27 protein-coding genes and 2 pseudogenes are annotated in these 19,033 nt (G+C 35.3%); 15 read left to right on the top strand and 14 right to left on the bottom strand.

The genetic code is table 11. The annotated features are described in order from the left end of the window. The 6 genes and pseudogenes from BAU23_RS16085 (at position 1) to BAU23_RS16060 (ending at position 3,546) form a co-directional block, all read left to right on the top strand. A complete protein-coding gene (locus BAU23_RS16085; protein ID WP_071734825.1) occupies positions 1-873 on the top strand; it encodes an ABC transporter ATP-binding protein in 873 nt (290 codons plus the stop codon). After that, positions 854-1,522, top strand: a complete 669-nt coding sequence (locus BAU23_RS16080; RefSeq protein WP_001249440.1) for an ABC-2 transporter permease — start codon at positions 854-856, stop codon at positions 1,520-1,522. The genes BAU23_RS16085 and BAU23_RS16080 overlap by 20 nt, the downstream gene beginning before the upstream one ends. Positions 1,523-1,536: 14 nt before the next feature. After that, positions 1,537-2,169 (top strand): ABC-2 transporter permease, encoded by a 633-nt coding sequence (locus BAU23_RS16075; RefSeq protein ID WP_001186540.1) that lies wholly within the window; start codon positions 1,537-1,539, stop codon positions 2,167-2,169. 93 nt (positions 2,170-2,262) lie between these two features. Then, positions 2,263-2,502, top strand: a pseudogene (locus BAU23_RS16070) (ABC-2 transporter permease); the annotation flags it as partial. Positions 2,503-2,519: 17 nt separating this feature from the next. Beyond that, positions 2,520-3,113: an ABC-2 transporter permease gene (locus BAU23_RS16065; protein WP_000811456.1), complete on the top strand. Its 594-nt coding sequence runs from the start codon at positions 2,520-2,522 to the stop codon at positions 3,111-3,113. Positions 3,114-3,360: 247 nt separating this feature from the next. Continuing rightward, positions 3,361-3,546 carry a hypothetical protein gene (locus BAU23_RS16060; protein WP_001042460.1) on the top strand — a complete coding sequence of 62 codons (186 nt, stop codon included), beginning with the start codon at positions 3,361-3,363 and terminating at the stop codon, positions 3,544-3,546. Between the two features lie 16 nt (positions 3,547-3,562). On the opposite strand, the gene BAU23_RS16055 is transcribed toward BAU23_RS16060, so the two are convergent. The 5 genes from BAU23_RS16055 to BAU23_RS16035 all read right to left on the bottom strand — a co-directional run bounded on the left by BAU23_RS16055 (position 3,563) and on the right by BAU23_RS16035 (position 6,214). Continuing rightward, positions 3,563-3,820, bottom strand: coding sequence for a DUF3975 family protein (locus tag BAU23_RS16055; RefSeq protein WP_000265373.1), 258 nt, complete (start codon positions 3,818-3,820; stop codon positions 3,563-3,565). Positions 3,821-3,835: 15 nt separating this feature from the next. Continuing rightward, positions 3,836-4,150, bottom strand: a complete 315-nt coding sequence (locus BAU23_RS16050) for a DMT family transporter (RefSeq protein WP_000312621.1) — start codon at positions 4,148-4,150, stop codon at positions 3,836-3,838. Position 4,151: 1 nt separating this feature from the next. Beyond that, positions 4,152-4,484 carry a DMT family transporter gene (locus BAU23_RS16045; RefSeq protein ID WP_000312339.1) on the bottom strand — a complete coding sequence of 111 codons (333 nt, stop codon included), beginning with the start codon at positions 4,482-4,484 and terminating at the stop codon, positions 4,152-4,154. A gap of 71 nt (positions 4,485-4,555) precedes the next feature. Beyond that, on the bottom strand, positions 4,556-5,137 hold the full coding sequence (locus BAU23_RS16040) for a TetR/AcrR family transcriptional regulator (RefSeq protein ID WP_002077232.1): 582 nt from the start codon (positions 5,135-5,137) through the stop codon (positions 4,556-4,558). A 99-nt stretch (positions 5,138-5,236) separates the two neighbouring features. Beyond that, positions 5,237-6,214, bottom strand: a complete 978-nt coding sequence (locus BAU23_RS16035; RefSeq protein WP_001273950.1) for a LacI family DNA-binding transcriptional regulator — start codon at positions 6,212-6,214, stop codon at positions 5,237-5,239. A 316-nt stretch (positions 6,215-6,530) separates the two neighbouring features. Here BAU23_RS16035 and BAU23_RS16030 point away from each other — a divergent pair, with 316 nt between their 5' ends. Further along, positions 6,531-7,067 carry a hypothetical protein gene (locus tag BAU23_RS16030; RefSeq protein ID WP_016130249.1) on the top strand — a complete coding sequence of 179 codons (537 nt, stop codon included), beginning with the start codon at positions 6,531-6,533 and terminating at the stop codon, positions 7,065-7,067. A 36-nt stretch (positions 7,068-7,103) separates the two neighbouring features. Here the strand turns inward: BAU23_RS16030 and BAU23_RS16025 are convergent, their stop codons facing one another. Further along, positions 7,104-7,487 carry a rhodanese-like domain-containing protein gene (locus BAU23_RS16025; protein WP_000108092.1) on the bottom strand — a complete coding sequence of 128 codons (384 nt, stop codon included), beginning with the start codon at positions 7,485-7,487 and terminating at the stop codon, positions 7,104-7,106. A 170-nt stretch (positions 7,488-7,657) separates the two neighbouring features. Between BAU23_RS16025 and BAU23_RS16020 the strand changes: the two genes are divergently transcribed. Continuing rightward, the gene (locus tag BAU23_RS16020; protein ID WP_000514069.1) at positions 7,658-8,494 is read left to right on the top strand and encodes a lipoate--protein ligase family protein; all 837 of its coding nucleotides are present in this window, start codon (positions 7,658-7,660) and stop codon (positions 8,492-8,494) included. 28 nt (positions 8,495-8,522) lie between these two features. On the opposite strand, the gene BAU23_RS16015 is transcribed toward BAU23_RS16020, so the two are convergent. The 4 genes from BAU23_RS16015 to BAU23_RS16000 form a co-directional block, all read right to left on the bottom strand. Continuing rightward, positions 8,523-9,365: a hypothetical protein gene (locus BAU23_RS16015; protein WP_016130248.1), complete on the bottom strand. Its 843-nt coding sequence runs from the start codon at positions 9,363-9,365 to the stop codon at positions 8,523-8,525. Between the two features lie 200 nt (positions 9,366-9,565). Further along, a complete protein-coding gene (locus tag BAU23_RS16010; RefSeq protein WP_071734823.1) occupies positions 9,566-10,234 on the bottom strand; it encodes a DUF1048 domain-containing protein in 669 nt (222 codons plus the stop codon). A 7-nt stretch (positions 10,235-10,241) separates the two neighbouring features. After that, positions 10,242-10,928 carry a DUF1129 domain-containing protein gene (locus BAU23_RS16005; RefSeq protein ID WP_071734822.1) on the bottom strand — a complete coding sequence of 229 codons (687 nt, stop codon included), beginning with the start codon at positions 10,926-10,928 and terminating at the stop codon, positions 10,242-10,244. Between the two features lie 5 nt (positions 10,929-10,933). After that, a complete protein-coding gene (locus tag BAU23_RS16000) occupies positions 10,934-11,251 on the bottom strand; it encodes a PadR family transcriptional regulator (protein WP_000556081.1) in 318 nt (105 codons plus the stop codon). Positions 11,252-11,407: 156 nt separating this feature from the next. On the opposite strand from BAU23_RS16000, the gene splB reads away from it, so the two are divergent. The 3 genes from splB to BAU23_RS15985 all read left to right on the top strand — a co-directional run bounded on the left by splB (position 11,408) and on the right by BAU23_RS15985 (position 13,708). Continuing rightward, on the top strand, positions 11,408-12,433 hold the full coding sequence (splB, locus tag BAU23_RS15995) for a spore photoproduct lyase (RefSeq protein WP_000802095.1): 1,026 nt from the start codon (positions 11,408-11,410) through the stop codon (positions 12,431-12,433). A 145-nt stretch (positions 12,434-12,578) separates the two neighbouring features. Further along, positions 12,579-13,007, top strand: coding sequence for a transcriptional regulator MntR (gene mntR, locus BAU23_RS15990; protein WP_001143080.1), 429 nt, complete (start codon positions 12,579-12,581; stop codon positions 13,005-13,007). 53 nt (positions 13,008-13,060) lie between these two features. Further along, entirely contained in the window at positions 13,061-13,708 is a 648-nt protein-coding gene (locus tag BAU23_RS15985) for an HAD family hydrolase (RefSeq protein ID WP_000643928.1), read from the top strand. A gap of 80 nt (positions 13,709-13,788) precedes the next feature. Here BAU23_RS15985 and BAU23_RS15980 read toward each other — a convergent pair whose 3' ends face one another. Together BAU23_RS15980 and BAU23_RS15975 are read right to left on the bottom strand one after the other, a co-directional pair. Further along, positions 13,789-14,190, bottom strand: a complete 402-nt coding sequence (locus BAU23_RS15980; RefSeq protein WP_001014444.1) for an SA1362 family protein — start codon at positions 14,188-14,190, stop codon at positions 13,789-13,791. Positions 14,191-14,269: 79 nt separating this feature from the next. After that, a complete protein-coding gene (locus BAU23_RS15975) occupies positions 14,270-15,190 on the bottom strand; it encodes a DUF1385 domain-containing protein (protein WP_000797098.1) in 921 nt (306 codons plus the stop codon). A gap of 244 nt (positions 15,191-15,434) precedes the next feature. Between BAU23_RS15975 and BAU23_RS15970 the strand changes: the two genes are divergently transcribed. From BAU23_RS15970 to efp, 4 genes are read left to right on the top strand one after another with little or no spacing between them, the layout of a single operon-like run. Further along, entirely contained in the window at positions 15,435-15,920 is a 486-nt protein-coding gene (locus BAU23_RS15970; RefSeq protein WP_001071124.1) for a YqhR family membrane protein, read from the top strand. A gap of 55 nt (positions 15,921-15,975) precedes the next feature. Beyond that, complete coding sequence (gene aroQ / locus BAU23_RS15965) at positions 15,976-16,416, top strand: type II 3-dehydroquinate dehydratase (RefSeq protein ID WP_000735138.1); 441 nt, start codon at positions 15,976-15,978, stop codon at positions 16,414-16,416. 4 nt (positions 16,417-16,420) lie between these two features. After that, positions 16,421-17,482, top strand: coding sequence for a Xaa-Pro dipeptidase (pepQ, locus tag BAU23_RS15960; protein ID WP_000515967.1), 1,062 nt, complete (start codon positions 16,421-16,423; stop codon positions 17,480-17,482). 21 nt (positions 17,483-17,503) lie between these two features. Further along, a complete protein-coding gene (efp, locus tag BAU23_RS15955) occupies positions 17,504-18,061 on the top strand; it encodes an elongation factor P (protein ID WP_071734821.1) in 558 nt (185 codons plus the stop codon). A gap of 36 nt (positions 18,062-18,097) precedes the next feature. Here the strand turns inward: efp and BAU23_RS15950 are convergent, their stop codons facing one another. Together BAU23_RS15950 and BAU23_RS15945 are read right to left on the bottom strand one after the other, a co-directional pair. Beyond that, on the bottom strand, positions 18,098-18,418 hold the full coding sequence (locus BAU23_RS15950; RefSeq protein WP_071734820.1) for a hypothetical protein: 321 nt from the start codon (positions 18,416-18,418) through the stop codon (positions 18,098-18,100). Next, a pseudogene (locus BAU23_RS15945) lies at positions 18,399-18,977 on the bottom strand (GNAT family N-acetyltransferase). Before BAU23_RS15945 ends, BAU23_RS15950 begins: the two are co-directional and overlap by 20 nt. Between the last annotated feature and the right edge of the window lie 56 nt (positions 18,978-19,033).

Genomic DNA, 19,033 nt, shown 5'->3' with positions numbered 1-19,033 from the left:
ATGTTAGAGCTGAAAGATGTTTGTAAAAGGTATCAAGATTTTGCAGTGAAGAATATAAGTTTCACATTACCACGAGGATATATTATGGGATTTGTCGGACCGAATGGAGCCGGGAAAAGTACGACGATCAAAATGATTATGAATCTAATTAGAAAAGATAGTGGCGATATAAAAATTTTTGGCAAAGACAATAAGAAAGCCGAAAAGGAAATAAAACAAAATATCGGTTTTGTATATGATGAAAATCATTATTACGAAGATTTAACGTGTGAGCAAATGAAGCGTATTATTGCACCGTTATATAAAAAATGGGACGAAAATCAATATCAATCGTATATGCAAAGATTACAAGTTCCAAAGTCTAAAAAAATTAAAGAGTTATCAAAAGGGATGAAAATGAAATTTGCGATTGCCATCGCACTTTCACACCACGCGGAGTTTATCATTATGGATGAACCGACAGCAGGATTAGATCCGGTCGTTCGAAGTGAACTACTTGATATGTTGCAAGAAATTGTAATGGAAGATGAAGTATCTGTATTATTCTCAACGCACATTACAACAGATTTAGAGCGCATCGCGGATTATATTACGTTCATCAATGATGGAGAAATTATATTTACTGGTGAGAAAGATGAATTAATGGAGAACTACGTAATTGTAAAAGGAAGTAATGATTTATTAGATAGAGAAGGAAAAGAATTACTTGTTGGATTACGAAAAAATAAATTTGGTTTCGAAGGTTTAGCAAAGGATAAACAAGCAATTATCGATTGGTTTGGAAATGAGGTTGTACTAGAAAAACCAACATTAGACGATATTATCGTTTACACCGCGAAAGGGAGAGGTGCCTATGCGTCAGCTCATATATAAAGATTTGTTCTTTTTTCGAGTAACGTGGTTAGTGAATCTTGTTGTGCCCTTTGTATTATTTATAGTAGATCCAAGTGGTGAATTGTTATTTTCGATGAGTTGTCTATTTATAACACTTTCATCCGTTATGACGTTAGTCCTTATGGATGAAAGGAATAAAAGTGACATTATAATAAATAGTTTACCGGTAAGTCGAAAGGATATCATAATTGCTAGATATATTTCCTGTGCAATATCCATTGTAGGTAGCATGCTTTCTACAATGTTAGTTGTTTTTCTTATAAGAGGCATTGTGGTCATTGGTGACATCGGTGCATATCATCCTAATCTATACATTGAAATTCCATGGTATGAAGTAATAAATGGAGTTGTTTACGCCGTATTTTTGGTTGTCACGTTTTTCCCTAGTTATTATGGTACAAAATCGAAGGTAGTAAGAAGTATAGTATCAGCAGCATCAATAGGAGTGGGGGGAATCCTTTGGATATTTATTAGTGATGGGCTGAATGAAACAACAACTTCATTCATTGAGTGGATTATGAATCCTCTGCATATTGGTGTATTTATAATTGGATTCGTTACATTAGTTAGTATGTATATCGCCTCTATGTTTCTTACAATTAAAATTTATGGAGCACGTGATTTGTAGAGAGGAGAATTCATATGCAACAGTTGATTTTAAAGGAGTTTTTCTTACATAAGAAGATGTTTCCTTTATATTTTTTAATACCTATTTTCTCTGTTTTTAGGAATCCCGTCCAACCAATGGGGATTGCAATAGGATTATTTATAACATGTAGTACGATTATATATATTTCTTTTTATCATGAAGAGAAAAGTAAAACAGAAAAAGTATTAGTGAGTTTGCCTATAACGAGAAAAGAGATAGTTATAGCTAAATATATTTCAAGCTCATTATTTATTATGGCTGGTTTGAGTACAACTTTTATAGTCGTAATATTAGGAAATATTTTATTGAACAGAGACATAGCTATTCCTGGATATGCAATATTTTCAGCAATAGTAGCAACTTTGATCTATTGTGTTGTAACGATACCTGCTAATTACATTGGAGGATATAAAGCTACTTCTGTTTTGAATGTTATTATGGTTTTGCCTTTAACGGGTATGATTGGCCTTATGTGCAATGTTTTTGGTGATAAAATAATTATGTTAAAAGTACTTCAATCTGAAGATGCTACACTAGCAATGGGTGTTCTTGGTATCGGATTGTTAGTAAGTGTATTCATATCAATGTTACTCTCAATGAAAATGTTTCAGGAGGCAGAGTTATAGAAGTGACATTTTCATATTAGGAGGTGTAATAAATGATAAAGAAACTAATTTTAAAAGATATGATGTTGCAAAGAAAGTTAGGGTTAGCTTATCTTAATCGTACTCCCAATCGAATTTTCAGTAGGATATAGCAGTGCAAAACAAATTGCTCCGTTCGCTAGACTTGCATTGGGGTATTTAAGTGGAGTGATTGTAAGTAACGTGTGGTTAGATGTAGAGAATGTTTGGAGCACGAGTCTAGTCGTAAATGTTTGCTTTATAGTAGGACTTTTTCTTTTATATATTATATCAATGTTACTCTCAATTAACTTGTATAATGAGCGTGATTTGTAAGAGAGAGGAGAATAGTGTTGAAACAACTAATTTTAAAAGATTTCATCGTCCAATGGAAATTCTTAATGTGGTACATACTATATCCAATTCTCTTTTATATGGCCTTAAAAGATACGGGAAATGTATTCGTAATTATGTCGGTCATTTTTACAGTTATGGCGACGATAAAAACGTTTGAAGCTGATGGTAAAAATGAGAGTGAAGTCATATTAAATAGTTTGCCAATATCGAAAAAACAAATTGTATTTGCAAAGTATATAGTAGCAATTATTATTCTTTTTATAAGTGTAACGGTCGGTTGTTTCGCGATGGGAATGAAGAATGGAGTTAATGTAGTTGAATTTATTGAAACGACAGTGGTTACTAGTATTAGTTTTATTTTAGTATATTTAAGCTTTGCATTGCCGTTATCGTTTTGGCTAGCATATAAAAAAATGGTTTTTATTACGATATTAATACTCATAGCACCGATTGTTATTTTCGAGATGATCTTTCAAATCAACCTGGAACAAATTCATCTATACAATAGTTTATTGTTTATTAGTTCAATATGCATGTTCATAGCATCTGTCTTCGTTTCAGTAAAATTATATGAGAAGAGAGAATTTTAAAAGGTGCCTCATAAAAGGCACCTTCTTCAATAACGGCAATATGAGAGCAAAAGTTTATAAAAAGAAACACTATTAGGCACATCTTTCGGAGTATGTAAGATAAAGCTGAAAACGATGATGAGAGTGAGAAAGAGGAAAAATAAAAATAGGATCTGCTTATGTATAGAATTTTGCATATTATTCACTCCTTTTTTAGGTAGTATGTCCAAAAGAAAGGAGGGTATGAAAAATTTTAGGAGGGAGAATGATGAACAAAAGAAAATGGTTATATAGAATAGGAGTACTTTTATTTTCAATCGGTCTCATATTAGTGAGTTTTTACTCAGATATCCCATCACCATTTCCTAATTTGCAAAAAGGGATTGGTATGAGTGTTGTCATAGCTGGTTTGCTTTGTCTTATCACATCAAATTTCTATAGAAAATCTGAATAGACATAAAAAAGGACAGTTACTCTTTTTCAGAAGTACTGTCCTTTTTAAATAACTTATTCCATAGTTTGGCAATACTCCATATAATCACGATTGCAATGGAGGCAATAATTGACCAAACGATAGATGCAATTTCAAGTGCCATGTTAGGAAGAAATGTAAGAATGGATATTACTCTATGAAACAACCATTCTATTATATGAAAACTTATTTGTAATAGAATGACGATCCCGAGTGTAATCCATGCTAATATTTGTTTTCCTTTTTCTTTCCACATGACAGTCACCTCACGTTAGCTTAATAGTTTTAAGCCAACAGCACCGCATAGAATGCAGCTTAAGAAGGCAAGACGACGCCAATCCGCTGATTCGCGGAAAATAAGAATACCTAGAAGTGCACTTCCGGCAGTTCCGATTCCAGTCCAAATTGCGTAAGCAGTTCCCATCGGTAATGTGTCCATCGCAAGAGATAAGAAGAAGAAGCTTACGCCGAAGTTAGCGATTAAAATAACTTTTGGTGCCCAGCCTTTCTTTTCAGTGGCTACTTTCATAAAGAGTACACCAATAATTTCACAAATACCAGCTAGAATTAAAAATACCCAAGCCATTTTATGCGGCCTCCTTCGCTTCTTTTTCTTCTGTTACTCGTTTTAAACCAATTACTCCGAAGAAGATTAAACCGATTAATAATACTTTTACAATAGAGAAAGGTTCTCCAAAGATGAAAATCTCTGTAAGAACGATTCCACCAGCTCCAATTCCTGTAAAGACTGCGTATACAGTGCCGACAGGTAAATCTTTATAAGCTCTAAATAATAAGACGAAACTAATTGTAATTAATAGAGCAACACCAGCCCATTCAAGTGGTGCCTCCGCTTTTTTAAGTCCAATCACCCAAAAGATTTCAATAATACCAGCTATGATTACATAAATCCATGCCATATGTTATTTCTCCTTCCTACCAGTCGTTAGGTAAAGGGCTTAAAAACGACGCATTGCAAAGGAGCAATCCGTCAGTTTGAAAGTCCGCGCCAAAACACTTTCCAAGAAGCGTCTAAACGTGTCTCAAAACGATTTAAACCTGCGTATAGTAGTTCAACCATAAGACCGTCAAGTAAGCATAGAAAAGCCTCTAAGGCATCTTTTACTTCAATGTTATGCAGCTCATCTTGCTCGCTTGCCCTTTTAAATACAGGGAATAAAAGTTTTCCAACGTTCTCAATGTGTACATTTGCTTTATCAATAATTTGTTCGCGAAATGCATCAGGCGGAAAATAAGAAGTTCGTAACCAAAACATTGATTCTTCACTTTCACCAAATCGTTTTGCATAGCCTTTTAACAGACTTACGAGGAGTTCTTCTGTAGATGACGTTGAAAATTTTTCAATATCATCTGTGAAGCTCTGTACATCTTTTTGAAGAGCAGCCTCTAAACATGTAAAGTACAACTCTTCTTTTCCTTTAAAGTGTGCGTAAATCGATGGTTTTTTAATCCCGACTTCTTGAGCAATATTTGCTAATGAAGTTCCTTCATAGCCGTAGCGTGCGAAATGAGAAAGTGCTACAGCTTTAATGCGGTTTGCTGTCATTTTCATCCCCTACCTACCGTTCGTTAGGTTAATTATATGAGATGGAAAATATAAAGTCAATAGGTGAAGAGTTGAAAAAAAGAGCGCTATAGTTAACGCTCCTTTTTAGACTGTTTCTCGCTCAATTAAATGGAATGAAAGTTCTTCTGCGCTGCCGATAATTTGCTCACTTTGAATTTGTTTATGGAATAAAGAAAAAGCATGTGAGCCCATTGTGAGCCCAGGATGTTCAATAGTTGTAATTTCTAATGCTTTTGAAATTTCATGGTTATCAAATCCGAGGATAGCGAGGTCTTCAGGTATGCGAATGCCATGTTTTCGCGCCTCTGTTAATAAACCAGCTGCAACTTGATCGTTCGCTGTAAAAATAGCGGTTGGACGATTTTTCATGTTTAAAATACGATGAAGTATTTTTGCCCCGTCCTGCATCGTATAACATTGATGAAAAATCCAATCAGGGTGTACTGTTTTTCCTTCGTGACGAAGAGTATCGGCGAAAGCTTTTTTACGCTCGATTGAATTAACGCTTGTTTCTCTTGCTAAACAAATGCCGATTTTTTCATGGCCCTTACGAAGTAAATAGGAAGTACCAAGGCGGAATCCTTCATAATGATCTACAAAGACAGATGAAATGAGCGGATGTTTCGTTTTTTCACATGAAATAATGGGGGCAAATTTTGCGAACGGTTCAATTTGTTCCCATGAACTAGTTCGAGAGCAAATAATCATACCGTCGAATTGTTTCATTTTCATCATTTCAAGAACACGAATTTCTTCAATGCTATCGTAATTCGTTTGGCATAAATTAATATGATATCCAGATGCTAATGCTTCGTTTCCGATCCCTTCAATAATGGTACTGAAGTATGGAACATTAATGAAAGGGAGCATAACCCCGATTGTATATGTTTTTCCCTTTATTAAGTGAATAGCATTAATATTTTTTGCATAGTTCAATTCTTCAACTGCATCTAGAACACGCTTACGTTTTTCTTCTTTTACGTAAGGGTGATTATTAAGGACGCGGGAAACAGTTGCTATGGATACACCAGCAGTTTTTGCAATCTGTTTTATATTGGCCATATGTATCACCTCTTTACTTAATTATAAAGGGAAAATAATAAGAATGAAAAAATCTTGACCTGAAAAGCTTTTCACAATCTATGTTATAAGTATGACTTCTGTTATTCGCGTAACCTTTTTATTTGGGCGTAAGAATAGCGAGGTCTTTTTTGTATGTCTGCAAAGAAGTTTTGTCAAAATGTGTGAGAATAACGTGGAAAGTTTTCGGAGGAGGCGTTTCATAACGAAGCGAATAGAAGAGAGTATAAACGCTTCGCTCGTTAAGAGAGCGGTATGAAAGGGCGGAAACAAATTGAAAAAAGGAATCATTTGTTTCGTGTTTTCTAGTGTAATACTTAGCTCATGTTCATTTCAACAAACGATGCAAGAAGAAAAAACATTTGTAGGAACAACAGGAGGGGCTAAGGACCGTGTTACTGATCCGATTCCCCTAAAGGAACTTCCAAAATATTTTCCAGAGAAGTTTAAAGTTCCAACGTTTTTACCTTATGACATTACGAGTGATGTGAAGGGAGAGGTAAGAACGATGGGAAAGAAGAATACTGTCTTAACGATTAAATATAAGCAACAAGAGAAAGGAAGGCACGATTATATAGAATTAACAGTGGCCAACTTTTCTTACAGTTTTCCATACCTCGTAGAAGAGAATCGATTTCAAGAACAAATGAAATTGAATAATGGAGCACCTGCTTATTTTAAAAATAAGGATGATTACGAGCGAGGGGACGAATTTGCTACGCTTATATGGAAAGAGAAGGGGATTGAATATCAGCTATTATATCGTAATGTAGACGAGAAAGATGGAGATGTGATTAAACAAAATCTACTGTACATTGCGAACAATATGGAATGAAAAAACTAGCTGAATTATACAGCTAGTTTTTGTATGTTATTTCTTTTTAATTTTGCCTGACCAAGATTTAAATCCACCTTTTAATTGGTAGAAATCTTTGTATCCTTGCTTTTTTAAGTATTGAGCTGCACGGCCTGTACGGAATCCGCTTTGGCAGTATAAATAAACAGGTTGATCTTGGCGAAGTTCTTTGTGGCGAAGGCGAATTTGTGATAACGGAATGTTACGTGCACCTAAAATGTGCCCTGCGCTATATTCGTCTGCTTCGCGAATATCGATAAGCTGTGCTTTACGGTAGCCAGCGCGAAATTCTTCTTCTGTAAGAGTTTTAATTAATTTTTTCTGATAGAAATACATCCATACAGTGTAACCGATGAACGCTACGATTACGGCTAATAAAATAATCCAACTTGTTGACACGGTTCTATCGCTCCCTTTTTTCTAATCCTACTTTCAATATTATAATGCCCATATGTATTTATGCAACAGATTCATTCGCATATATGAAGAAATTTCGTATTCTTTCACAAATTTTGTCGAATTTGGTAGACTAGAGAATGTGAAAAATAATTGGTTATATGAGGTGCAGGATGGGAAAAGAAAAATGGTGTTATATTAACTCTGGTCAATGTTCACCAGCATTTAATATGGCGTTAGATGAATGCTTATTAAATTGGCAAAGTGAAAAGAAAATGCCGCCAACAATTCGTTTTTATGAATGGGAAGTGCCGACACTAACAGTCGGGTATTTTCAGCGTGTCGAAAAAGACATTAATATGGATGTAGTTAACGAAAAGGAATATGGTTTCGTTCGTCGTCAAACAGGCGGCAGGGGTGTATTACATGATAAAGAATTAACGTACAGTGTTATTGTGTCTGAAGATCATCCAAATATGCCAAAAACAGTTACAGAAGCGTATCGCGTGATTTCGCAAGGGTTATTAGACGGTTTTAAGGCATTAGGATTAGAAGCATATTATGCGGTTCCCAAAACAGAAGCGGATCGTGAAAATTTGAAAAACCCACGTTCAGGTGTATGTTTTGATGCACCATCTTGGTATGAGATTGTAGTGGAAGGAAGAAAAATCGCAGGCAGTGCTCAAACACGTCAAAAAGGTGTTATTTTACAGCACGGTTCTATTCCGTTAGAAATAGATTTAGATGAGTTATACGATCTATTTTTATTCCCGAATGAACGTGTAAAAGAGCGTATGAAAAATATGTTTTCTTCTAAAGCGGTAGCGATTAATGAATTAACAGATCGTACATTTACGATTGAACAGTTAATTAAAGCATTTGAAACTGGATTTGAAAAAGGATTAGATATAGAGCTTGTGCCGTATGAACTAACAGAAGAACAGCTTCATGAAGTTCAAACATTAGCAAAAGAGAAGTATGAAAGTAACGAATGGAATTATAAAAAATAAGGAGATGGCGACCGCCATCTCCTTATTTTTATAGTAAATTAAGTACTTTTTCTACTTTGATTCCTTTATCTTGTAAAGAACGAAGGCGATTTACAACGTCCATAATTTCTTTGTCGAATGTAACGCTAATACCTTGGCTTTGTAGCTCTTCTTTTAATCCTTCAATAGAATCATCTATGTCGATGCCAAGCTCGTAATCTTGACAAACTTCAATTGTCTTTTTCACAAGTTTAACATAATTTTCTTGTAGTTTTGTATTTGTTTCAGTCAAAGCAGGTTGCTTTGGTTTTGCAGGAGTAACCGGTGCTGTCTCTTGCTTTTTAACTGGAGTAGGTACTGTTTTTTTCACAGGTGCTGGAGTAGATAGTTCTACAGCTGCCTCAACACTTACTGGCTTCGGTGTTGGTACCGGAGTAGGTTTAGGTGCAGTAGCAGGTGTTTCTACTCGCGTAACAGGCTTTGGAGCAGGTGTAACTGCTTTTGGAGCTTCTACAACTACTTCTTTTTTCGGAGTAGCTTCTACAACTGTTTCTTCTTGCTCAGCAGCTTCTTTATTTTCTTTGCTCCACATAACGCGTTCAACTTCTAGAGAAACATTGTTTTTGTTCATCGCTGTTAATGTAACTTTACCAACTTCAGCGTTCCCAGTGAAATCAACAATTTTATAAATAACACTCTTGTTCCAATCCACGTTTCCGCTCAAAAATAATTCTTCGTTACATTTCGGCGTTAAGCCCTCGATTTTAATTTCTGCGTTTACACCGTTTTCACTATATACCATAATTAGCGAAGCATTTACATCTTCGTCTGCTAACATTAGTTCACGTACCATTTTGCCGGTGCGTACTTGCGTTTTCTTCTTAACTGACATCTAATTTCTCCTCTCAAAAATTCAGTAATAATAAAAAAATCGTATAACGAAAAATAATTGCTCACGAAGATTTATGATACCGATAATAAAAGCATCACGTCAACAATTAACTTTAATTATTTTGCATTTTTCTTATTTTCTTTATGAAATTTTTCAATTTGTAAAATTAGACAGAAGAAAAACAGCCTTTTGAAAGGCTGTTAAAATTTAGATGTTTTATATAAAAATTTGTATAGAATATAAAAAGAAAGTGTCACAAGAGTACCTTGCCAAATAGATAAATTATAAAATAAGTACGGTTGTGTTTTAAAAAATACGTTTGAAAAAACTGATAAGACAAAAGGTATAAATACTGATAATAAGAGAAGTGCTTGTTGTTTCCAGGAAACTAGTATTGTAAAAGAAAAACGTCTAAATAACGAAAAAGTTATGAAAGCACCAATTGTTAAAACGATAGCAGATAATATTGTTCCAGGAATACTAAATGGAATTCCTGAAGTGTTTGTATCTGAAAATAGTTTTTGCATAAGAGTAGTGAATGTATCGTATCCAATTTGAATAGCTAATAATAAACTAACTGCAAATCCAATAACGGCAGCTTGTTGGAGAGAATTTTGATGTTCTGAAGAATTAATCAATTCATCGCAGTAAGTTTTTAAATCTTCTCCGAAAATATCATGTGCATTTTTACCATCTTCTTGCGCTTCTAAAAGATGATCCAATATTTCTAAAAGCAATTCTTCCATTTGCTTTTGCGGAACGCTAGTAAAACGTAAATAAATAAGCATATCTCCATAGGCAGCTTCGTTTTCAGCTGTTAATAACTTTCTTTTTTCATTGTTTAACTTAACCATTTCTTTTTCGGTCATAACCTCATTACTCCTTTTTAAATTCTAAGTATTCTTTTTTGAAGAAAAGTTTATATAGTGCATAGCAAGAGATGGCTAGTAAAGTGCCGATCCAAGGTGAGATTTGTAATGTAGCATAGGGCTGTTTAATAAATAAAAAGGAAATACCGATTAATAGTATCCATAGGCTATGGCGTATTAAAAAACTTCCTATATGCCTCAAAATAGTTGTTTTATTTTTAAATAAATCAGTGTTAATAAAATCGAAAACAAAACGTATCATAAGATGTACGGACAAGATAAATGCGAGCAGATAAATGAAATCAATGTGTACAAATTTAAAACGTGCCTCATTTGAAAATAAGGGGAATACAAATGCAATTACGGACGAAATAGTAAAGTATATTGCTAGCAGGTAACAAGTTATAAATGAAGGGATTGATAATTGTTCCCATAAACTTTGCTTCGGTAGGGCAGTAATTAGCTCGTCACAGTACGCCTGTAAGTCGTCGCCAAAAATATCGTAAGCACTTTTTTCTTCTTGCTGGGCTTCAATAAGGTGATCTAGAATTTCAATTAGCAGTTCTTCTGTGTGGTATTCTGGTACTTTAGCTAAGCGGATGTATATTAACATGTCACTATAGGCGGTTTCATTTTCTGTAGTTAATAATTTGCGCTTTTGGTTATTTAATTCGATTAAATCTTTCGCCTTCATCCTCATCACTCCCCTTGTAATAAGTTGTTTACGGTCGTTGAAACCATTCCCCAGCTTTTTTTAAATTCTTCAAGCTGTTCTAATCCTTTATCGGTTACGTGATAATATTTACGCTTTGGACCGAGTGAGGAGGCTTTTAATGTCCCTTCAATCAATTTTTCTTTTTGCATACGTAACAATAACGGATATATGCTTCCTTCGCTTACGAATGTAAAGCCGTGTTTATTTAATTTTGTACTCAGTTCATATCCGTACACTTCTTCTTGTGAAATGATGTATAGGATGCAACCTTCTAGTACACCTTTTAACATTTGGCTGTGCATGATTTCACCACCTTTTACTCAGGTAACTTGCGTTGCAAGGTAGCTGTTATCCAAATTATAACATTCAGTAACTTGCAACGCAAGTTACTGAAGTGGAAAACTTTAATCTGTGTTAATTTTACTTTGTTTCCCATACTAACGAGAGGAGGGAAGCATATGAAACCATTTATGCCAAAAATCGTTTACTTTGAACCGAGGGCACTCGAATATCCGCTCGGAAAAGAGCTTTATGAGAGGTTTACGAAGATGGGATTAGAAATTCGTGAAACGACATCACACAATCAAATTAGAAATTTGCCAGGCGAAAATGAATTGCAAAAGTATCGTAATGCAAAAGCGACACTAGTCGTTGGGGTGAGGAAGACATTAAAGTTTGATACATCAAAGCCATCAGCTGAATATGCAATCCCACTTGCAACAGGGTGTATGGGACATTGTCATTATTGTTATTTGCAAACGACACTTGGTAGTAAACCTTACGTAAGGGTGTATGTGAATCTAGATGAAATATTTGAGAAGGCAAAGCAATATATGGATGAAAGGGCCCCTGAAGTAACAAGATTTGAAGCGGCGTGTACATCAGACATCGTCGGAATTGATCATTTAACACATGCATTAAAGCGGGCGATAGAGTTTATCGGAGAAAGTGAACATGGACGTTTACGCTTCGTTACAAAATATTCGCACGTTGATCATTTATTAGATGCAAAGCATAATGGGAAAACGCGTTTTCGATTTAGTATTAATTCACGTTATGTGATTAAAAATTTTGAACCAGGGACATCGCCATTTGAAGAGCGAATTGAGGCTGCTCGTAAAGTAGCGGGGGCTGGTTATCCTCTTGGCTTTATTGTTGCGCCAATTTATATGCATGAAGGGTGGGAAGAAGGATACCGTGAATTGTTTGAGCGATTGTACAATGCGTTGAAAGATATGGTGATACCAAACTTAACATTTGAATTAATTCAACACCGCTTTACGAAACCGGCAAAAAAGGTCATTCAAGAGCGTTATCCAAATACGAAACTTGAAATGGATGAAGAGAAGCGTAAATATAAATGGGGACGATACGGGATTGGGAAATATGTATATCAAAAGGATGATGCAGAAGTGCTGGAGGTAACAATAAGAAGTTATATACATGAGTATTTTCCTGATGCAGAAATTCAATATTTTACATAAGGGGAATCTGTATGCGAATATAGATTCTTTTTTTGTTTTATATATTTAGGCTCGTTTCTACCTTGTCACGTTATTCTTTCTGGTGTATCATTTTATTGATTGCTTCGTACGGAATAAGCAAAATGAAATTGGATGGAGGAAACCGATGCCTACCCCTAGTATGGAAGATTATATTGAACAAATTTATTTGTTGATTGATGAAAAGGGTTATGCCCGTGTATCTGATATTGCTGAAGCGCTTAGTGTACATCCATCCTCTGTAACAAAAATGGTACAAAAATTAGACAAAGACGAATATCTAATTTATGAAAAATATAGAGGGCTTGTATTAACATCAAAAGGTAAAAAAATCGGAGAACGTCTCGTATATCGTCACGAATTGTTAGAACAGTTCATGCGCATTATCGGTGTGGATGAAAGCAAAATTTATAATGATGTAGAAGGAATTGAACATCATTTAAGTTGGGAATCAATTGACCGTATCGGTGATTTAGTACAATACTTTGAACAAGATGAAGTTCGAGTAGAAACACTTCGTGGTGTTCAAAAAGCAAATGAAGAGAAAAGTAATTAAGGGGAACGTGTGGCGTTTCCTTTTTTATTTCAATCGAAAAGGACGGGAGAATAATGAAAGCGATTATTTTTGATTTTGATGGATTAATTGTGGACACAGAAACAATATGGTTTCACTCTTTCAGAGATGCTGTTCGTGAATACGGAAGCGAGTTACCTTTAGAGGAATTTGCAAAATGTATTGGAACGACAGATGAAGTGCTTTATGCATATTTAAAAGAGCAATTAAAAGAAAAGTTTAATGAGCATACATTAAAGGAAAAAGTAACAACTTTACATAAAGAAAAAATGAAAATACCGAAAGCACGTGACGGTGTAAAAGAATATTTAGAAGAAGCGAAAGAACTTGGATTAAAAATCGCATTAGCCTCTAGCTCATCTAGAGAGTGGGTCGTTCGTTTTTTAGAAGAGCTACAGATTAGAGAGTATTTTGAAGTGATTAAAACGAGAGAAGATGTAGAGAAGGTAAAACCAGATCCAGCTCTTTATAAAGTTGCGATAGAAGAATTAGGAGTTGAACCATCGGAAGCTGTTGTATTTGAAGATTCATTAAATGGATTGAAAGCAGCAATTGCAGCAGGATTAAAATGTGTCGTCGTACCTAATGATGTGACAAGAAATTTACAATTTGAAAACCATCACCTTCGTATCGAAAGTATGAAAGAAAAAAGTTTGAAAGAAGTACTTCAACATATAAAGTGAAACTTTAATCAGTCGGGGCTGTTCTCATCCCCACTGATTATTTGCCTATACTAATTGAGATAAAAAAAAGACCGTATTTCCTAAAAGGAAGCACGGTCTTTCTTTTTGTTTTTTTTACCTTCAATGACAGTTAAATGAGATTGTTTTCTTTTTCTTTTCAACGATGGAGAATTACCCTTTTTCCCCTTGTCATCAGAAGCATTTCGTTTCAAGAAAGAATTGCTTAGGGGTGCTACATTTTGTTTCCCGTGTTTGCGGTTCGAGTGTTTCGCTGCACGCTTATATGAGCTTTGCGAATTTGCAGAACCACTAGAGTTTGTAAACATTTTGTAGAGTAAGTAAAAGATACCGACGACAGCTAACATGATACCAATGTTTTTCAATACTCCCATTGGATCTGTAATAACAGATGAAACAAGGCCGAATATTGCTAATCCGATAATAAGCACAAATATAGCGAATGTAAACGAACGACCGTTCATAAGGGACACCTCCTAAAAACATATATTAAAATTAGTATATTAACGATGAGGAAAGGAGTTGAACACCATTTTTAAATAATTATTGTTTGTTTTCTAAACGTAATAATTCTTCAAACGATGCGATTGCAACTTCAGCTTGATCATCTGTTGGTTCTTTCGTTGTTAATAGTTGCAGCCATAATCCTGGATATCCAAGTACTCGCAAAACAGGGACATCTCGTAATCGATTGGTAAATTGTAATACTTCAAAAGAAATGCCGAGAACAACTGGAATTAATAAAATTCGGTTTACTACCCTTGCCCAAAGTGGATCTGTAGGAACTAGGAAATAAACAAACATTCCAATAATGACTGTAAATATTATAAAGCTACTGCCACAGCGATAATGGAGGCGAGTTTGCTTTTGAACGTTGTCTACAGTTAGTGGAAGATTATTCTCATAAGCATTAATTACTTTATGCTCTGCACCGTGGTACTGAAACACCCTCTTAATAAGTGGGGTTAAAGAAATAAAGTATATATAGCTCAATAATAACATGAGCTTAATGACACTTTCGACAATGATTTGCCCTGTATGAGATGGGAAAATCGGTCTTGTTAGTTCAGCTAATAGTGCAGGAACTGCTGTGAAAATTACTTTACCGAATATGAACGATAAAACGCCAACTGCTGCAACTCCTAATACCATCGTTAATTTTGATTGTTCTTCTTTTTTATTTGCAATTTGTTCATCTTCTTCTGGGTGGACATCAAATCGTTCTGAAGCAAAGTTTAAATGCTTCGCTCCATTCGCACTTGCGTCCACGATAGCGGCAATACCTCGTATAAATGGAATCTTTTTTAGGATAGATAATGCTTTATTACGAACGCGTGGTAATCGATAAAATTCAATCGATTTATCTTTACGACGAACCGCTGTAACAGTATATTCTCTACCGCCAAACATAACTCCTTCTATGACTGCTTGCCCGCCATATATTTGTTTTGACTCTTCTGCCATGTTAACACCAACCTGTATTTGTTTCTCTCTTATGTAGAAAAAGAGGTAATTGTCATACTTGGTCCTGCCATTTTGAAATGAGACAATCACCGAGTTTCCTTTATTTTATCGACAAATACAAGCAGATGACAAGGGGAAATGTTACGAGAGTAGGACATTTCTTATTCTTTTTATAGACAAATTTCGCAGAATTTAAACATGCTTCAAAATAGTTTCGGGCATACTATTGAGCGGAGGTGTCAATGTGAATCAAGAACAATCAACGATAAGGAACTTTGTACAAATTGGTTTATTTGGTGGCTTATTTTGGGGAAGTATATGGTATTTCCTTCATATATTCTCGTTTACAGAAGCTGGACCTAATTATTTCCTTTTACCGTTTGCATTTGGAGATTGGAAAGAAGGGGTTTGGGGAAATGTGCTAGGCATCGTTTGTATGGGACTTCTTTCAATTTTAGTGGCCTTGCTCTATAAAGCTCTTTTTAAAAAGTTTGAAGGTGTATTACCTGGTATACTATACGGTTTATTTTGGTGGGCATTATTATTTTTGGGAATGGGGATAATGGCACCAGTTATTAAAAGTGCACTTCATTTACCGAAAGAAACAATCATAACAACAGCATGTATCTTTATATTATATGGTGTCTTTATTTCATACTCTGTTGCATTCGAAGCGAACAATACAAATAGAGGAGAAGGGCTCGAGAAGACAAACTATTCAAACAAGTGATTCGTATGTTAAAATGTCGTATAGACATTCTTTAATATTAAGGAGTTTTAAGAAAATGAAAAAGTTACTCCTCGTAAATGGTCCTAACCTAAATCGCCTTGGTGTCAGAGAGGTAAATGTATATGGAGAAGGAACGTTAGCGACGCTTGAAACAGATATGAAACAAGAAGCAGAGAAAATGGGAGTGGAGTTAGAATGTTTTCAATCGAATCATGAAGGAGCTATTATTGATATTATTCATGAGGCTGATGACATATATGAAGGAATCATTCTAAATCCAGGTGCATTTACGCATTATAGCTATGCGATTCGGGATGCTATCGCAAGTGTTTCGATTCCAGTTATTGAAGTACATATTTCTAACATTCACCAGCGTGAATCGTTCCGTCACGAATCTGTGACGGCGGCTGTTTGTGCAGGACAAATTGTTGGATTTGGTTTTTATGGCTATAAGTTAGCGTTATTTGCATTAATGGAGAAATTGAGGGAGGCATAAAGTAATGGGAAAGATCGAGAGATTAAGAAGCGCATTTGCTGAGGCTGGCATTGACGGTATCGTATTAACGAATGAACATAGTCGTAGATATATGGCGAATTTCACAGGAACAGCTGGTGTTGTACTAATTTCAAAAGAACGTGCTCTATTTATTACAGATTTCCGTTATGTAGAGCAAGCTAGTAAGCAAGCGGTTGGATATGAAATTGTACAGCATGCAGGATTAATTCTTGATGAAGTTGCGAAACAAGTTAAAGAACTTGGAATTCAAAAACTAGGATTTGAACAAGATACTCTTACATATAGCTCTTACGTAACGCATAATGAAGCGATCGATGCTGAATTTATCCCAACTTCTGGGCTTGTAGAAAAGTTACGCTTGATAAAGACTGATTCAGAGATTAAGATATTAAAGGAAGCTGCACAGATTGCAGATGCTGCCTTTGAGCATATTCTATCATTCATTCGCCCGGGAGTATCTGAAATTGAAGTGTCAAATGAACTTGAATTTTTCATGAGAAAACAAGGAGCAACATCTTCTTCTTTTGATATTATCGTTGCTTCAGGTCTTCGTTCGGCATTACCGCACGGCGTGGCATCTGAAAAAGTGATAGAAGCAGGAGATTTCGTTACATTAGACTTCGGTGCTTATTACAAAGGATATTGCTCTGATATTACTCGTACAATTGCAGTCGGTGAACCATCTGATAAATTAAAAGAAATTTATAATGTCGTTTTAGAAGCACAACTACGTGGTGTAAACGGTATTAAAGCTGGTTTAACAGGCCGTGAAGCGGATGCGTTAACGCGTGATTACATAACGGAAAAAGGATATGGTGAATACTTCGGACACTCTACTGGTCATGGAATCGGTCTTGAAATCCATGAAGCACCAGGTTTAGCGTTCCGTTCTGATACAGTACTTGAACCAGGTATGGCTGTAACAGTAGAACCAGGTATTTATATTCCAGGTATTGGCGGCGTACGTATTGAAGATGATATCATTGTAACAAGTGAAGGTAATGAAGTAATTACGAAATCACCAAAAGAACTTATTATTTTGTAATACACAGGAGGATTTTTTTACATGATTTCAGTAAACGATTTTCGTACAGGTTTAACAATCTCAGTGGACAATGCCCTTTGGCAAGTAATGGATTTCCAACATGTAAAGCCAGGTAAAGGCGCTGCATTCGTTCGCTCTAAACTACGTAACCTTCGCACAGGATCTGTTCAAGAGAAAACATTCCGTGCAGGTGAAAAAGTAGAAAAAGCACACATCGAAAACCGTCGTATGCAATACTTATACGCGAGTGGTGAGTCTCACGTATTTATGGATAACGGAACTTATGAGCAAATCGAACTTGGTGAAAACCAAATTGAGCGCGAATTAAAATTCCTAAAAGAAAACATGGAAGTATCTATTATGACATACCAAGATGAAGTACTTGGTGTTGAACTTCCGAATACTGTTGAATTAAAAGTGTCAGAGACAGAACCTGGTATTAAAGGTGACACAGCTTCTAACGTAACAAAACCAGCTACATTAGAAACTGGTCTTGTTGTACAAGTACCAATCTTCATTAACGAAGGCGAATTGCTTATCATCAACACTGGTGAAGGTAAATACGTTTCTCGTGCATAGTAGAAAAGCACTCGTGATTATCACGAGTGCTTTTTTTTATAGAAAGTAGGGTAGAGAGTAAATGGCAGTTATAACAAAACTAACTGTGACGAGTGAAAGGGTACCCATAATATATGGAGTCAAAACAATTTGAAACGGGCGTATTTCACCAGTTTCAACACCGGTAAAAGTTTTATTCATTGCATGATCCATATTGTTATTTCTAAAGTTACTCATAATAATTAACCATGTAATTGCAAATATTGCTAAGCTACTAAGGAAAAAGCTCTCCATAAATGACCAACCAACGAATTTTGAAAAAAGATAAATAATAGCTAATTCTACTACAATTGTTAAACTAATTTTTAATGCTTTCATATTTTCCCCCCTCATTTTGTACGTCCAGCCAATTTAAAAAATTCTTGCGTGATACGACATGTAGTGAGCAAGGTGACTTTACTTCTTTCTCCAGTGCAGCATGTTCGCCTGGAAACTTGTTTTCCACATGTAATGAAATATAAGGTAGTTTCTCCTGCGCCTTTAAAGAGCGAATGTTAGTCGTTTTAGCACCAGCGAATACGTATGTGAGTTGTAAGTCTAAGAAAGCGACTTTAAAGATTTCTTTTTTAGCGGCCTCATTATATCCTTTTCCCCAGTATGGATAGCCGAGCCAACTGCCAATGTGAGATTGCTTTTTCTCATAATTAATATGTTTAAGCGTGGTGAGGCCAATTATTTCATTTTCTTCATTTACAATCACTCTTGATAAGGAGTGCTTTTTTCGTTCCTCTTCAATTGCAAAAAGAATGAATGCTTTTGTATCTTACACTGATTCTACTTTTAGCCCTAATGCATTTTTTACATGTGGATTGCTTGATAGCTCGAAAATCACATTTGCATAGCGAAAATCGAGTGGTAATAAAGTAACGTGCTGCATCGGCCATACTCCTTTTCTATTAAATATATCATAAAAAATAAGAATATTCAGATTTA

The organism is Bacillus nitratireducens (assembly GCF_001884135.1).
Classification (GTDB): Bacteria; Bacillota; Bacilli; order Bacillales; family Bacillaceae_G; genus Bacillus_A; species Bacillus_A nitratireducens.
This window is presented reverse-complemented; position numbering and strand designations above follow the sequence as displayed.